The sequence below is a fragment of the Zobellia nedashkovskayae genome, from assembly GCF_015330125.1.
In the GTDB taxonomy this organism is placed as follows: Bacteria; Bacteroidota; Bacteroidia; order Flavobacteriales; family Flavobacteriaceae; genus Zobellia; species Zobellia nedashkovskayae.
Map to the genome: position 1 here is coordinate 2,947,005 of NZ_JADDXR010000002.1, position 14,162 is coordinate 2,961,166.

The 14,162-nt window shown below is 33.4% G+C and carries 18 protein-coding genes; 6 read left to right on the forward strand and 12 right to left on the reverse strand.

Annotated features, from left to right (window positions below; genetic code table 11):
- Positions 1–24 precede the first annotated feature (24 nt).
- A complete protein-coding gene (locus tag IWB64_RS12365) occupies positions 25–312 on the reverse strand; it encodes an EF-hand domain-containing protein (RefSeq protein WP_226975867.1) in 288 nt (95 codons plus the stop codon).
- A gap of 417 nt (positions 313–729) precedes the next feature.
- On the opposite strand from IWB64_RS12365, the gene IWB64_RS12370 reads away from it, so the two are divergent.
- From IWB64_RS12370 to IWB64_RS12390, 5 genes are all read left to right on the forward strand, one after another.
- On the forward strand, positions 730–2,145 hold the full coding sequence (locus IWB64_RS12370) for an MBL fold metallo-hydrolase (RefSeq protein WP_194534290.1): 1,416 nt from the start codon (positions 730–732) through the stop codon (positions 2,143–2,145).
- A gap of 161 nt (positions 2,146–2,306) precedes the next feature.
- The gene (locus tag IWB64_RS12375; RefSeq protein ID WP_194534291.1) at positions 2,307–2,651 is read left to right on the forward strand and encodes a rhodanese-like domain-containing protein; all 345 of its coding nucleotides are present in this window, start codon (positions 2,307–2,309) and stop codon (positions 2,649–2,651) included.
- Between the two features lie 53 nt (positions 2,652–2,704).
- Positions 2,705–2,974 carry a heavy-metal-associated domain-containing protein gene (locus IWB64_RS12380; RefSeq protein WP_194534292.1) on the forward strand — a complete coding sequence of 90 codons (270 nt, stop codon included), beginning with the start codon at positions 2,705–2,707 and terminating at the stop codon, positions 2,972–2,974.
- A gap of 116 nt (positions 2,975–3,090) precedes the next feature.
- On the forward strand, positions 3,091–3,285 hold the full coding sequence (locus tag IWB64_RS12385) for a YgaP family membrane protein (RefSeq protein ID WP_317171999.1): 195 nt from the start codon (positions 3,091–3,093) through the stop codon (positions 3,283–3,285).
- Between the two features lie 13 nt (positions 3,286–3,298).
- On the forward strand, positions 3,299–3,931 hold the full coding sequence (locus tag IWB64_RS12390; protein ID WP_194534294.1) for a Crp/Fnr family transcriptional regulator: 633 nt from the start codon (positions 3,299–3,301) through the stop codon (positions 3,929–3,931).
- A 35-nt stretch (positions 3,932–3,966) separates the two neighbouring features.
- On the opposite strand, the gene IWB64_RS12395 is transcribed toward IWB64_RS12390, so the two are convergent.
- Genes IWB64_RS12395 through IWB64_RS12410 form a run of 4 tightly spaced genes read right to left on the reverse strand, consistent with a single transcriptional unit; the run spans position 3,967 to position 7,040 of the window.
- The gene (locus tag IWB64_RS12395; RefSeq protein ID WP_194534295.1) at positions 3,967–4,878 is read right to left on the reverse strand and encodes a helix-turn-helix domain-containing protein; all 912 of its coding nucleotides are present in this window, start codon (positions 4,876–4,878) and stop codon (positions 3,967–3,969) included.
- Between the two features lies 1 nt (position 4,879).
- Positions 4,880–5,392, reverse strand: coding sequence for a hypothetical protein (locus IWB64_RS12400; protein WP_194534296.1), 513 nt, complete (start codon positions 5,390–5,392; stop codon positions 4,880–4,882).
- 58 nt (positions 5,393–5,450) lie between these two features.
- Complete coding sequence (locus tag IWB64_RS12405) at positions 5,451–6,056, reverse strand: SRPBCC family protein (protein ID WP_194534297.1); 606 nt, start codon at positions 6,054–6,056, stop codon at positions 5,451–5,453.
- Positions 6,057–6,089: 33 nt separating this feature from the next.
- On the reverse strand, positions 6,090–7,040 hold the full coding sequence (locus IWB64_RS12410; protein WP_194534298.1) for an SDR family oxidoreductase: 951 nt from the start codon (positions 7,038–7,040) through the stop codon (positions 6,090–6,092).
- 198 nt (positions 7,041–7,238) lie between these two features.
- Between IWB64_RS12410 and IWB64_RS20440 the strand changes: the two genes are divergently transcribed.
- Positions 7,239–7,568 carry a Crp/Fnr family transcriptional regulator gene (locus IWB64_RS20440; RefSeq protein WP_317171973.1) on the forward strand — a complete coding sequence of 110 codons (330 nt, stop codon included), beginning with the start codon at positions 7,239–7,241 and terminating at the stop codon, positions 7,566–7,568.
- Positions 7,569–7,600: 32 nt separating this feature from the next.
- Here IWB64_RS20440 and IWB64_RS12420 read toward each other — a convergent pair whose 3' ends face one another.
- The 7 genes from IWB64_RS12420 to IWB64_RS12450 form a co-directional block, all read right to left on the reverse strand.
- Positions 7,601–8,197, reverse strand: a complete 597-nt coding sequence (locus IWB64_RS12420) for a mobile mystery protein B (RefSeq protein ID WP_194534300.1) — start codon at positions 8,195–8,197, stop codon at positions 7,601–7,603.
- A complete protein-coding gene (locus IWB64_RS12425; RefSeq protein WP_194534301.1) occupies positions 8,188–8,649 on the reverse strand; it encodes a mobile mystery protein A in 462 nt (153 codons plus the stop codon). The genes IWB64_RS12420 and IWB64_RS12425 overlap by 10 nt, the downstream gene beginning before the upstream one ends.
- A 246-nt stretch (positions 8,650–8,895) precedes the next feature.
- Positions 8,896–10,506: a hypothetical protein gene (locus IWB64_RS12430; RefSeq protein WP_194534302.1), complete on the reverse strand. Its 1,611-nt coding sequence runs from the start codon at positions 10,504–10,506 to the stop codon at positions 8,896–8,898.
- 258 nt (positions 10,507–10,764) lie between these two features.
- Complete coding sequence (locus tag IWB64_RS12435) at positions 10,765–11,187, reverse strand: SRPBCC domain-containing protein (protein ID WP_194534303.1); 423 nt, start codon at positions 11,185–11,187, stop codon at positions 10,765–10,767.
- A gap of 57 nt (positions 11,188–11,244) precedes the next feature.
- On the reverse strand, positions 11,245–11,814 hold the full coding sequence (locus tag IWB64_RS12440; protein ID WP_194534304.1) for a Crp/Fnr family transcriptional regulator: 570 nt from the start codon (positions 11,812–11,814) through the stop codon (positions 11,245–11,247).
- A gap of 110 nt (positions 11,815–11,924) precedes the next feature.
- Positions 11,925–13,094 carry a DUF3095 family protein gene (locus IWB64_RS12445; RefSeq protein ID WP_194534305.1) on the reverse strand — a complete coding sequence of 390 codons (1,170 nt, stop codon included), beginning with the start codon at positions 13,092–13,094 and terminating at the stop codon, positions 11,925–11,927.
- Between the two features lie 311 nt (positions 13,095–13,405).
- Complete coding sequence (locus tag IWB64_RS12450) at positions 13,406–14,101, reverse strand: hypothetical protein (protein WP_194534306.1); 696 nt, start codon at positions 14,099–14,101, stop codon at positions 13,406–13,408.
- Positions 14,102–14,162 lie beyond the last annotated feature (61 nt).

Below are 14,162 nucleotides of genomic sequence, written 5' to 3' on the forward strand. Positions count from 1 at the left end.
TATAAGTGAGATTATTTTAAATGCTTATTGTCTTTGAGGTCTCTTTCCTGATGGTTTTGGAGCCTTTTCCACTTCTTCTTTTGTTAAGAAACCATCTTTGTTGGTATCAATCTCTGTAAACGTTTCTTTTAAAGGACCGTTCACTTCAGTTTTAGAAAGAAGACCATCTTTATTAGAATCCATTTTAGTGAAAATTGCATCAACAGAAGGTGGACCTTGTTTTGCAGGTTCACTGTTAGCTTGTTGGCTCTTGCATGACATTGCGAATATCGCGATAGTGGTTACACCTATCAACATTGCTTTTGCACTCATATTTTTAGTTTTAGATTCATTTTTACAATTACAAATATTAGAAATGGTTTCATACGAAATGGCTACTTTAAGTGAATCAACGGAAGTTCTCAGTGAATGGACTCCATAGAACTGTAAAATGTTTAACGCATGCTATAGATATATGCAATTTCTTGGTTGTAAAGGTATTGTAGCAAGAAAAATGATATCATGATTTAGGTCATGGAAAAAAATAAAGTGCAATCTGAATTTATTTTGAAGAACGGATAATGGTATTATCCGTATTCTTTTTATGACCCTAAAGCGTTGTTATTTATTTTTTGAAACTGACGAATATCATTCTTAAATGTCTCAAAGTTTATGAGCTTTGTAACTAAAGTTACTTCGCAGATTTTCAAGTCGTTGTAATTTTACCCTAATCAAATAAAGCAAAGCATAATGAAAATAGAACAGATTTATACAGGATGTTTGGCACATGCGGCCTACTACGTAGAAAGTAATGGTGAAGCGGCTATTTTTGACCCACTACGTGAGGTACAACCTTATATAGATAGGGCAATTAATGATCATGCTAAAATTAAATATGTATTCGAGACCCATTTTCATGCAGATTTTGTGAGTGGGCATCTAGACCTAAAAAAGAAAACGGGAGCAGAGATTGTTTTTGGTCCAACGGCAAAACCTGGTTATGATGCTATAATAGCAGAAGATGGACAAGTTTTTAATGTAGGTGATTATAAAATAAAAGTTATTCATACGCCTGGTCATACTATGGAGAGTACAACCTATCTCCTAATAGATGAAAATGGAAAAGAGTATGGAATCATTACCGGAGATACATTGTTTATTGGCGATGTAGGTAGACCGGATTTAGCACAACATGTAGTTGCAGATTTAACGGAAGAGAAGTTGGCAGGTTATCTATATGACTCCTTACGAAACAAAATTATGCCTCTTAGCGATGATTTAATTGTATTTCCTAACCATGGTGCAGGTTCTGCCTGTGGGAAAAAGATGAGTAAGCAAACTACGGATACTTTGGGTCACCAAAAAGCTACCAACTATGCGTTGCGAGCAGATATGACCAAGGAAGAGTTCATTAAAGAGCTATTGACGGGCTTGACCACGCCTCCCAGTTATTTTCCACAGAATGTTATGATAAATATTAAAGGATACGATAGCTTGGATACGGTTATGGACCGTGCAAAAAAACCTTTATCAGCAGAAGCTTTTGAAGTGGTTGCAAATGAAACGGGAGCACTGCTATTGGATACTAGAGATGCCAAAGATTTCGCAAAAGGGTTTGTTCCAAATAGCGTTAATATAGGTCTTGACGGAAGCTTTGCCCAATGGGTAGGCGAGATGATTCCAGATGTTAAACAGGAAATCCTTTTAATTACCTATCCCGGTAAACAGGAAGAGGCTATTACCAGATTGTCACGTGTAGGTTATGACAATACCATTGGTTATTTAAAAGAAGGATTTAAAACCTGGAAAGAAGCCAAGAAAGAGGTAGAGACCGTTAATCGTATCACACCTAAAGAATTAGAGATAGCCTATGCATCAGAAAAACCATTGGTTATAGATGTGCGTAAAAAAAGCGAATTTGACTCTGAACATGTAATAGGTGCTATTAACGTACCGCTTAACGAAATTAACCAACATTTGGCTCAATTTCCTAAAGAAAAACCTTTTGTGGTGCATTGTGCAGGCGGGTATCGTAGTATGATTGCATCGTCTATATTAAAACAAAGAGGTTGGGATAATTTTGTGGATGTAGAAGGTGGCTTTGCAGAAATTAAAAATACGGGCATAAAAGTATCGGACTACGTTTGTCCTACCACACTACTTTAAAATAAAAGCTATAACACCAGTAGTTCTATTGTAATAATAGATGGGATTTCTGGCGATAAAACAAAAATAATATTAAAATTTGGTTGGTTATTTATGGGGAAACGGTCAGGGCTAATTAGACCGTTTCCTTTTTTTAATCCTTCCTTTAATACATAAAAACTATGTCATTCTTAAGTTCAATATTTGGTAGTAAAAGTGAAGCCTCTGATAAAATAGTAATCTTGGATAAAAAAGAGTACGCAACAGCTATTTCAGGTAGCAAAGTGCAATTGGTAGATGTTCGTACGGCTAATGAATTTAGCGGAGGTCATATTAAAGGCGCCAAGAATATCGATTTTTTTAATCAGGCAAATTTTGAAAAATCCTTTGGAAACCTAGATAAGACAAAACCGGTTTACGTGTATTGTCGTTCAGGAGCAAGAAGTCAGAAAGCAGCAAGAAAGCTTTTAGATATGGGCTTTACGCAAATCTTTGATTTAAAAGGCGGCTATTCAAGGTGGTCATAAGTTACTAAATAAGAAATGGGTTAAACGTTTGTATAACCAACTAAACCAGTGATATGAAAACAAGTATTATAGTACAAAATTTAAAGTGTGGCGGTTGTGCCAAAACTATTACCTCTAGAGTATCGGAAATAGAGAACATATCCAACCTTTCGGTAGATGTAGAAACCTCTATGGTATCTTTTATGCACGAAGATTTGAACGATGCACTTATGGTTAAGGAGAAACTAAAAGTATTGGGTTACCCGTCTATCGATAGCGAAAATTCTATGGTTTCAAAAGCAATTTCTTTTGCTAGCTGTGTAAGCGGAAAAATGTCTAAATAGTATAGACAGGCAATGGCTGTTGATACAAATTAAAAGGTATGAAAAAGTAGGTTAGCCTAAGTGTATTTTAAGACAAAACCATCATCAACTAAATTCTGAATATTATGAAAAAAAATATGGGTAGTACAGACCGCATTATCAGATTTATATTTGCTGCTATTGTAGGATTCTTATTTTGGCAAGGTAGTATAGGGGGTACTTTAGCTTACGTACTGTTAGCCGTAGCTGCAATTTTTATTATAACAAGTTTTATAAGTTTCTGTCCGTTATACACGATTTTTGGGTTTAAAACCTGTAAAATTAAAGAGTGATTAAATTTTTAAGATGAACCAGCCATTACAAGATAATTACGGACATATTTTTGAAGATGAACTTCTTCAAGAAATCGATAATGTTGCCACGTTTAAGGAAATACCGGAAGGATTTCAACTTATTGAAATAGGGGAGTTCATTAAATCTATGCCGTTGTTGGTATCAGGAGTTGTAAAGGTGTTAAGGGAAGATGCCAAAGGCGATGAACTATTGCTTTATTTTCTTGAACATGGCGATACATGTGCCATGACATTGAACTGCTGTGTAGGTCACAGAAAGAGTGAAATACGGGCGGTGGCGGAAACCGAAGCAAAACTAATTATGGTGCCCATTAGTAAAATGGAAGAATGGATGGCCAACTACCCAAGCTGGCGTAATTTCATTCTAGAAAGTTACCATAATAGGCTTAATGAATTATTGGAAACGCTAGACAGCATCGCATTTTTAAATATGGATGAACGTCTACTAAAATACCTGAAAAATAAATCGCGGGTTACGGGAAGTACTACCATTAACAGTACTCACCAGGAAATTGCTTATGAACTACACACTTCACGTGTAGTAATATCTAGGTTGCTTAAAAAACTTGAAAATATGGGTAAGGTTAAACTAAACCGGTACCATATAAAACTTGTGGAGTTGTAATTTAAGTTCTGTGTCCGTGCAAAGCTTGCCATAGCTTAATTCAATTTATATTTTTCTCTGTACTCGGTAGGACTGATACCTTCTTTCTTTTTGAACAGTCTTGAAAAATAGGGCGGATATTCAAAACCCAATTCATAAGCTACTTCTGCTATGCTTTTACTGGGTTGTAACAACAGGTTCTTCGCTTCATCAATTAATAGTAATTGCAAATGCTCTGTAGTAGTTTTACCGGTTTCCTTTTTTAAAGTGTCGCTGAGGTAGCGTTGAGAAACGGATATTTTAGCTGCAATTTGCTCTATGCTAGGAATACCTTTTTTCTGTAATTGACCAGTTTCGAAAAATTGAGATACTTGCAGGTTAAACCGCTCTAGCAAGCTAGTAGAGAGTTCTTTTCTATTCAAAAATTGTCTTTCATAAAAACGATTGGCATATTTCAATAAGGTACTTAACTGCGATATGATAATGTCTTTGCTGAATTCATCTTGATTGTTTTGATATTCTATTTCAATATTCTCCACAATTGATGCCATCTGTTTTTCCTCCTTTGGCGAAAGGTGCAGTGCCTCGTTCACCGAATACGAAAAGAAACCATATTTCTTGATCTGATGCGCCAACTCCGTCCCTTTTAAAAAGTCTTCATGAAAGTTGATTGAAAAACCATTTTGCTCAAAAACTGCGCTACTATCCCACTGTAATACTTGTCTAGGGGCTATGAAAAATAAAGCTCCATTGGTAAAATCATATGTTGTTCTGCCATAGTTTAAATCGCCCTTTACAATCTTCTTAAAGCTAATCGTATAGCAATCGTTGGTAATGGGTGGTGAACTTTCTTTTGGGCAAGGTAAAAAACCATCTTCCGTGGCAGAAAACACACTTAACATGGGGTGTTCTGGACCAGGGAGTTCTAAATACTCCAAAAATGCCGATAAAGTTTTAAAGTGCTGCATATTACTTGTTCATTTCTTTTGCTGCCAACTGTAATTGTTTATTGTAACCGTCTATTCTGGCATGTGCGGTACCGTCAACCAACAAAATGGAGACCAACATCGCTATTGTTGTAATCATACTCGCTCTCCAAATTGGGCTGCTAACCAACAATAGAACCAATGCACAGGCAATAATGATTATCGGTATTGCGGTAAAGACTATAGTGTCATATTCTTTTAAGGTAGCTTCGGCTCGCTTCAATTCGGCATCTACAAAAGCAGCTGCATCTGTATGGTACGCCTTTTCAAATTGTGTTATTCTTGATTTATTGGTAAAAAATAAGCCCAAACCAATTATCAGAAGTAAGCTACCTGCTACCAATGTTGGTATAATGTAGGCTCTTGCCATATCTGTCTTTCCCAGTTGCCAGAACCCAACACTCGCCACTAAAAATACCATTCCGAAGAGCATGAAAAACGGAGTAGAAAAAACTTCGGCCTTAGCCCAATCAGTAGCTGCTTTTAAAATATCCATAGCTGATGTTTTAGATAATCTATTCTACTAAATTAAAATTTATACTGGGTTTTTATACTTATTTCGTTGTCCCAATATTGTTTACAATATTTGCTGGACCTTCTGGAAACCACATTTTAGCCAAAAGATTAGGTACATATCCCACTGGTACATAATCTGCAGTATAGGTAATTTTGGTTATGTCCGGATCTACTTTCTTAAATTCATAAACAACCTTGTAGTTAGCCATTCTCTTAACATCTTCTTGTTTATAATCGTTTGAAACTGCCGTTGCTGTAAAAATAAGTATGTCATCTTTTTTGACCCGATCAATTTTTATGACAATATCGCTATCTGCCATTGGCCATGGTGCATCAAAATAATAATATGCCAACCATTCCTTCCCCGATATTTTTTCTATTTCTTGGGTAACAGGTGTTCTTTTCAAGAATTTTTTATGATTGTTCGTATTGGAAAAATAGGCATCTAGTTCATCTAAGGTAATGTTGGCTGTGGTCTGGGCAACGTAATAAAAATGGGTTCCTTCCTCTTCTTTGACCAGTTCATATTTTACCGTAGTCCTGCCATCTTTAGCGGTTTTCGTTTTATAGTTTCGGCTTTGTGCAAAAGCGTTGATGGACGTTAATAATATAACAACTATTCTTATGTATTTTATGCGCTTCATTTCTCTTAGATTTCAATTATTGGAACCCAACTGTTAAACATTCCATTCATAACCAACAGCATCTTCTGATACTGACCAGAGCTTTTCCATTATGGGTTTATCTTTTGCGTGTGGCTCTAGCTTGCATTCTCCTACCGGACCGGTCCAATAATTTTTTCCTGTTGGGCCGTAAAAACCTTCTTGGGCCAAATCTGGTTCTGTAGCACACATTAATTCTGGATACGCACCTTTTTCTGCTGATTGTACCATTGGTGTCAATTTCATGATTTGCCACATGAATCTTGTCAATAAGCTTCCACTGGTTTTTATTAGTGATGTTGAAGATGCCCCTGGGTGGCAGGCATATGCTTTTACAGTTGTTTTACCCGCCTCTTTTAATTTATCCTGTAATTCATAAACTGTCATAATCTGCGCCAGTTTACTTTGGCTATATACATCGTTAGGACCATAGTTCTTGTCCCAGTTCATATCATCGAACTTTATGGTCTTAATTCCCATAGTGTACCCCATACTGCCAACGGTTACAATACGACCCTTAGATTCTTCTATACGAGGGTAAAGTAATGCTTGCAGTAAAAAATTGCCGTAATGGTTTACCCCTAACTGACTTTCAAAACCATCTTCGGTAAAGGTTTGTTTGGGTACTTGAGCTATGGCGGCATTACATAGCAACGCGTCTATTTGTGTTACAGTTTTAAGCACCTCTTCTGCAGCTTTTTTAACAGAAGTCAAGGATGCTAAGTCCATTTCTATGTTGGTTATAGGTATTGCATTACCCAATTCTTGCTTTAAGGTTGCTATGGTAACGGTAGCCTTTTTTAGGTTACGGTTCAACATAACCACGGTTGCTCCTTTTTTCAATAATATTTTTGCAGCTTCATAACCTGTACCGCTTGTAGTACCTGTTATTACGAATGTTTTGCCTTTAAGACTTATAATTCTATCGGGTGTCCACCCTTGTTCGCCAAATTGTGTTGTATTCATTATATCCTATTTTTTAACTATCCAATAGAGTAGGACAAAGGTAAAATGGAGGGCCACCAACTTACTTACACACATTTTCGAATCTTGTATACTTTTTGGGGAGATAGTGGTATTTGTTCAACCTTGAAAGGTTGTTCATTACCATATCGTATTTTGAGATTTAGGTTTTCTTTTCCCTATTTTTCTAATTCGGACTTATTGATCCTGTTGTTCCCTGGTTTAATAGAAGAATGGATGGCCAACAACCCAAGCTGGCGTAATTTTATTCTAGAAAGTTACCATAATAGGCTTAATGAATTATTGGAAACGCTAGACAGCATCGCATTTTTAAATATGGATGAACGTCTATTAAAATACCTGAAAAATAAATCTCGGGTTACGGGCAGCACCACCATTAATAGTACCCACCAGGAAATTGCTTATGAACTACATACTTCTCGCGTAGTAATATCTAGATTGCTCAAAAAACTTGAAAATATGGGGAAGGTAAAACTAAACCGGTACCATATAAAACTTATTGAGTTGTAGAGTGGGGGTTAAATGTGTGTAATGTTTTGGCATTAGTTTTTTGCAAATTTAATTAGCTTTTTGAAATTACCATTATCAGCTTCTCTTAAGGCTTTTATATATTGTTTTCTTGTTTCGTTAGCTTTAACCATATTTGATTGGTGCCAGTTAAATATTTCATTTCCAAATATTGATTCCATGATAATATCAGCCATCATTCTAGAGTGTCTTCCATTTCCATTTGGAAAGCAATGAATGGATACTATACGATGTTTAAATCTTATAGCTATTTCTTCAGGTGGAAAAGTGTTGTTATCTATCCAATATTTAGTGTCGTCAAGTAAATTTTTTAATTCAAGCCCAATTTGTGTCCAAGGAATTCCAATGTTTTTTTCAGTCTTTCTAAATTGTCCTGCCCATTTCCAAACATCACTATACATTCTTTTATGTAAGTTTTTAATGAACTTTTCAGTTAAAATATTTTCAACCTTAAATTTTGAATGAATAGTCCATTCAACTGCTTTTTCAATGTTTAATTGCTCAAATTCATCTAGTTCTCCTTGAGTAGTGATAGACTTTATTTTAAGACCTTCCTTTTCTTCTTCGTCTAAAGGTGTTTGTCCATCTTTATAATCGAATTCTAATCCCATAATGATTTTTTCATCTCTCGCTTAATTTCATCAGCAAGCTCCTTTATGGTTTCAGTTATCTTTTCATCTCCAATTCCTTGGTCCTCTAATTTCATATTTTGATTAGTCCTTAAAACTATTTTTCGGGCTAGTTTTTCGGCTTTTAAATTGACTAGATTTTCAATGGATCCATCTTTTGGAATAAAACCATATACAAATTTCATATCTAAAGCATTACCAACATCCTTTAGTTTATTTATGGTTATCTGACCTGTTGCCTCACGTTCTTCAATTTTTTGGATAGCCCCTTTAGTTAAATCAAGTTTGATTCCTAATTGTTCCCTCGTCATATTAAGACTGGTTCTTATGGTATTAACCCATCCTTTTTGTGGAACCAGAACCGTTGCTACATCTTTAAAATGTATTAATTTTTTATCTAATTGTTCTATGAGGAGTTTTTTCTTGTTTCTCATTTGATACCATTTTTATACATATATGTATGTAAATAACACCAAAAGTATACAAATACATATAAAAAACAAAATAAAAGAATATTTATATGTATTCTTTTGTATTAAAAAAGATACAAATATGTATGATTAAGTTTAGTGAAATTGCGATTTTAAATTACCGTCAACGTGTTTGTGCATGATTAGTTGCGAGGATTTTCGTAAGTAGGCTAAAACTAGTAATAAATTATATATGGTGTTGTGCTTTCGTTATTTGTTTTTCAATTGGTCTTTAACTAACGACTTTTTGAAATAATATTTATTGTTCATTTTAGCATCTTCAACAATTTCACGTTTTAATTCACCAGTAGAGTATAGGTCAATTACGTGTTCTAGCAATTCTATTAGTTTTAATTGATATGCTTTATTTTTAATTGTTGCAGGAACATTTAATAATATTTTCTTATCTGCTATTGCCATTGAACCGTCCGAACCAATGTTAATTTGAATGTCATTTTTGTTATAGTTTTCTGAAATGAAAACTAAGTAGTTTGCAAATATGCTTAATATGAATTTCTTTGAAAATTCCTCGATTGTAAGTTTTTCTCCTTGTTGAGAATAAAATTCCTGAGGATACTCTTTTATTTCCTTTGTTAGTTTTAAGTTTTCAAAAGGGTCTTTGTTTTGAGTGTAATTTTTTGAAATAAAAGAAAAATTAATATCTTTTAATAGTTCAGATAATTTCAAATCGCCATCTGTATGATTTGCAAATACAGAAGAGTCTATTTCCGAAACTAAAAACTTATCACCATTAAATACACAATATTCTACAGTTAATTTTTTTGAGTTTGTATGTAGCCAGAGATTATATAAAAATTGAGAAGAATGAATTGCTCTTTTTTGGAAATCCCCATATTCTTGCAAATCAACTAATTTTAATACTGAAGAATCATTTTTAGTTTTTAGTTTTTTTATTTTAAAACCTTGAAGACTTAAAGATGATTTAAAGTCTAATAATTTTGCTTCATCTTTAATACTTAAAGGCTCTTTTTCAATAGAGTCTCTTAATTCCTGTATTTCGTTTATATTGTCAAAACAAAAAATAGTTTCTGAAATTCGAATTAGTTTAAACGTTAATAAGACCTTAGTTAAAGTTTCAAATAGTTCATCTTTTGATATTTGAAACTCTTCATTTATTCCACTTTTTTTATACCAACAAATAATTTTACCATCAATAATTTTGGAGTTGTGGTGATAAGCAATATTTCTCCATTGATTTAATCTGATTGAGTGACTGGAGATTATTAATAAATCATCTAAGTCAGTTGTTGAGATTAATTCATCAATTATATCACCTAAATCTATCGATTGGATTTTAGCAAAATCGGACTGTTTATTTCGTTTTATTCTGTTTAAATGAAATATTAACTTAATAAAAGGTTTAGAAATACCTTCAATAGTCTGTCCAATTATTCTTAAAGATTCTTCTAAATAATCCTCAATACAGAGACTTTTAATGTCTATTTGATTATTGTATAAGGTCCAAAATCTTGAAATCCCTTGGCTAATTTCAGGTAACCAAGAGTTGTATGCTTCAAGTGTTTTTTCTAAGTTTCTATTTTTAGAATCATTAAATATTTGAAGTATAACGTCAATATTTTTTATTGATTCTGGAAAATCATTTTGAACTAGGAGGAAAGAGAGCCAATTATTAACTAGGTCAGTTGACGAATGTTTTTTTAGTCTTTGTTTATTTTGAAAATAGGTTGAAAAACATTCTATGATTTCGGATTTTAATTCATCAGGAGACATTCCAAATTCATAAAATAATGAAAGAGGATTTCTACTCTCAAAATCGCTTATCTTTTTTCTGTTTTTCAATTATTCGGGATGTTTATTTAATGAAGTACAACAATAGTATATGTACAACAGCACGGATGTCTACTAATACTTGAATATAACACAACTTTATTAAGTCTACCCAGATTTAGATTGTACCTGCAATATAAATATTCGCGTCATTTTATTCTTACAGAAGGGCGTAATATTTATTGAAGAGTTGTCATTTTATGTTTAAGCTTGAGAAAGCTAAAAAAACACGAATTAGCTTTAGAGAACGGCAGGGAGGTTTTGTTGTGCTTAGTGCTTTTCCGCACGTAACTTTAATTCCTTGTTCATTTGTTCAAATCCATTTTTGGTGTCTTTGTCTAAACTCTTTGAAAACAGCTTAACCAAAATTCCGCTAAAATGCTCGCTCTGTTCAAAATGAGTAGTTCCATCTCCGTTATCTGTCAATTTAAATAGGTGTTCTCCGTCAAACAGACCTTTAAACCAAAGATGACCAAGCCACTTTAACTCTGTGTTTTCAGTCAAGGTCAATACAAAGGGTTTAAAAGTCATTCCTTGCAATTTTATTTGAATTTGGTTTCCAACTTTTACGTCTCCAGAAACTGATTTAATAAATGAATTCCATTCAGGATACTTGTCAAAGGCGGTAAGGACTTGCCAAATTCTTTCTTTACTAGCGCTTATTGTAATAGATGTTTTAATCTGCTTTGTCATAATAGTAATTTATATGGCAAAGCTCGGCTTAAACCGAGTTTTTGCTCTTGACAAAAATCAAGAAATCTTTTTGTTTCTAATTCTGCTAAATGTTTCGGGAGACATTCCCAACATTGACGCGAGATATTGCAACGGAACTTGATTAAAAAGTGCTTTATTATTCTCGAAAAGTTGGTTGTAGCGTTCTTCGGCACTAAGGGATAAATGGCTAAAAACCCTTTCTTCTAATTGAACGAAACAACCTGCAATAAACTGTTTTTCCATTTCTGCCCAATTTGGAACAACACTATTCAAAAGGGCATAGTTTTCCTTATTGATTGTGTAGAGTTCACAATCCGTTAATGCTTGAATATTCCATCTTGCTCTTTGTTTAAAGCTAAAACTGTACAAGTCGGTTATGAAATAACCTTTTGTAGAAATCCATTGCGTAACTTCTTTGTCATTGGCATTTGCAAAAATTCGTATAAAACCACTTCGAACAAAACTCAGTTTTTGGCAATATTGACCAGTTTTTGTAAAATATTCCCCTTTTTTGAGTTCCGATTCTGTGAACAATGAAGTTATTTGGTCCATATTTTCATTGGTGATTCCAAAGTAGGAAGTAATATATTTCTGTAATTCTGTCAATTTTCAGAGGTTTTTTCAATATTAAAAACACCGGGTGAATTATGAATATAAGCAAAAATAACGCTCCATATTTGGGTATAAACGAACTCTTATCTGAGTTGCCCATGCTCTTACAGACTTAATTGTATATGGTGTATTTTCTCTTTTAGTACCTTGGCAGCTCTGGTGTACCCACTACTACCACCATCCACAAAATGGATATGTTTGGCATTTCTATTGCGAACATAGCAAGACATTATACTGGTATTACTAACATGAATACCATAAACAATCAGTTCCTTTTTTTCTAACTCATCTAGATATTCAGTTAACCGTTGTCTTTGCTTTGTAGTACCGGAGATAACCATATTAATACGCCCGTCAATTACTAGAATATCGGATAATTGCGTTAACTCATTTAGATATTTTCTACCTTTTGCACTGGGCAAATAATAATATTTACCAAATAAGCCAGTTATCCATACCTTCAAAAAGTTTATAACTCCAAATTTCTTATTACTCGCTTTCAGTTCTGTTCTAATCTGGTGATAATTAAATTTTAATTTCAATTTTAATTTAGGTACAGAAATAGGGTTTCTATTACTTAGTGAACCATATATTTCATCTGTTTTTTCTAACAGTTCTTGGAAGATAGAAGCTTGTTTTGATTCAATTAAGGCGTTAACCAATAATGAAACTACTTCATTTGAGTTTTCTGGTGGTGGAATTTTGTTCCACCTACATTCCATGCCATCTAAATCTAAAGCAGTCTTTTTTGCATGTGCTTGATCTAGAATTTTATCTCTAGATTTTATTTCCTTTTCCGCAAAATGCAGACCGTTGCCTAAAACTATTGGTATTGTGTGTAATTTGGTAATACTTGCCTTGGCAATTTTTAATTCTTGGTTGTTTTTGTATACATGAGAAACAGGAACACTCCCAACTCTTAGATAAATATCAAATTCTTTTTGAATATTTTCTTTATGCAAAGTCAAAGCGTCCATGATCTCTGGTAGTAAAATAGATGGAATTAGTAGTGTAGCTCCATCTCCACCAAAGAAAAAAGGAATAGTTATAGTATGTTTTGAAGCGATATTCAATGCAGCAATTATACTTCCTGTTGCTATTAAATTTACTATTTCAGAAAATCCGTTTTCTACAGATGCTGTAGAACCTTTTATATCTGTAACTACAATATGCCAGTCATCAGGGATTTTTTTGAATAGGGTAGCCTCGGAAAGTATTTTATTTACGGGGGCTTTGTGATTTTCAAGATTTGTATAAAATAAAGTATCTTTCATAATATACTTATTTGAGAACCATTAGGGTAAAACAATATTTTGGTTGTAGAAGTGTTTTCAAGAAAATTTAATTAAGAAAATTTTGTTTTTTAATTGTGTCTGACCACAGGGCTATGATTAGTGCAAGATTAAAAAGAACTGATTTTTTAATTAAGCACTTAGCCAAAACCTTATTTTTTCACCTTTTAGTGTACAGCTAAATCTAAAAGATTTCGTAGACTTTATTTAAAGTACTTAACTTTGGGTTAAGTACCAAAACGCGCATTAATTATAACCATTTTTGTATGCCGTTTTTACTCTCATTATCGTAACTATTTTATGGTCTTAAATTTAGGTACAAAATAGTTCAAACAATAAAGCATTGTTCCATAAGTAAAAATGAGCGTAGGCATATTGGTATTAAAGCCTAAATCAAATTCTGGAATATTAAATAGGTCTCTAAAAGAACGTGTTGCAATGAGTAGCATAAAAACTATTCCATAAGCGAAAACAGAAATAATGGCTGTTTTATTTTTAGTGGTTCGTATAATTCCCTTTTTTGCTTCTTCTCTAAAGAAATACCAAAGTACTACAATGCTAAATATAGCTTCTATAAAAATTGCTAAATAGGGGCTAGAAGCATACAAACCAAGACCAGCTTCCATTGTATTAGCACCAAACAGATGATGCATATGACCAGAAAGGAAGTCTAAAACAAAGTGGATAGAGACTAAAGCCATACTTACTAATCCTATTTGTGTGCTTTTGAATAACAATTTTCCGATTGAAAATACAAAAGCTAACCAAAATAATAGAGGCAACAAATCGTGACTATAAAGCATATCAACAGCCATATTATGTAAAGTTGCATCAAAAGCATCACTTGGGTCGGTAGGTTCAAGTCCTAAATAATGAAAGGTAAACCATAATAAATCCTGTAATTGGGATATGATTAAAAAATAAAGCAAAGCTCCTTTTTGGAATTTTTGTTTTGCTATTAATGCCGTTGTAAAATGTCCTGCTAACATAATTTCTATCTTAATATTCGTATTTTTGCTATCAATTTGATAGCAAAAATAACAATTACTA

Excerpts from the sequence above, each read along its gene's own strand:
- IWB64_RS12365 (WP_226975867.1), bottom strand. The coding sequence starts at position 312 with ATGAGTGCAAAAGCAATGTTGATAGGTGTAACCACTATCGCGATATTC.
- IWB64_RS12370 (WP_194534290.1), top strand. The coding sequence starts at position 730 with ATGAAAATAGAACAGATTTATACAGGATGTTTGGCACATGCGGCCTAC.
- IWB64_RS12375 (WP_194534291.1), top strand. The coding sequence starts at position 2,307 with ATGTCATTCTTAAGTTCAATATTTGGTAGTAAAAGTGAAGCCTCTGAT.
- IWB64_RS12380 (WP_194534292.1), top strand. The coding sequence starts at position 2,705 with ATGAAAACAAGTATTATAGTACAAAATTTAAAGTGTGGCGGTTGTGCC.
- IWB64_RS12385 (WP_317171999.1), top strand. The coding sequence starts at position 3,091 with ATGGGTAGTACAGACCGCATTATCAGATTTATATTTGCTGCTATTGTA.
- IWB64_RS12390 (WP_194534294.1), top strand. The coding sequence starts at position 3,299 with ATGAACCAGCCATTACAAGATAATTACGGACATATTTTTGAAGATGAA.
- IWB64_RS12395 (WP_194534295.1), bottom strand. The coding sequence starts at position 4,878 with ATGCAGCACTTTAAAACTTTATCGGCATTTTTGGAGTATTTAGAACTC.
- IWB64_RS12400 (WP_194534296.1), bottom strand. The coding sequence starts at position 5,392 with ATGGATATTTTAAAAGCAGCTACTGATTGGGCTAAGGCCGAAGTTTTT.
- IWB64_RS12405 (WP_194534297.1), bottom strand. The coding sequence starts at position 6,056 with ATGAAGCGCATAAAATACATAAGAATAGTTGTTATATTATTAACGTCC.
- IWB64_RS12410 (WP_194534298.1), bottom strand. The coding sequence starts at position 7,040 with ATGAATACAACACAATTTGGCGAACAAGGGTGGACACCCGATAGAATT.
- IWB64_RS12420 (WP_194534300.1), bottom strand. The coding sequence starts at position 8,197 with ATGGGATTAGAATTCGATTATAAAGATGGACAAACACCTTTAGACGAA.
- IWB64_RS12425 (WP_194534301.1), bottom strand. The coding sequence starts at position 8,649 with ATGAGAAACAAGAAAAAACTCCTCATAGAACAATTAGATAAAAAATTA.
- IWB64_RS12435 (WP_194534303.1), bottom strand. The coding sequence starts at position 11,187 with ATGACAAAGCAGATTAAAACATCTATTACAATAAGCGCTAGTAAAGAA.
- IWB64_RS12445 (WP_194534305.1), bottom strand. The coding sequence starts at position 13,094 with ATGAAAGATACTTTATTTTATACAAATCTTGAAAATCACAAAGCCCCC.
- IWB64_RS12450 (WP_194534306.1), bottom strand. The coding sequence starts at position 14,101 with ATGTTAGCAGGACATTTTACAACGGCATTAATAGCAAAACAAAAATTC.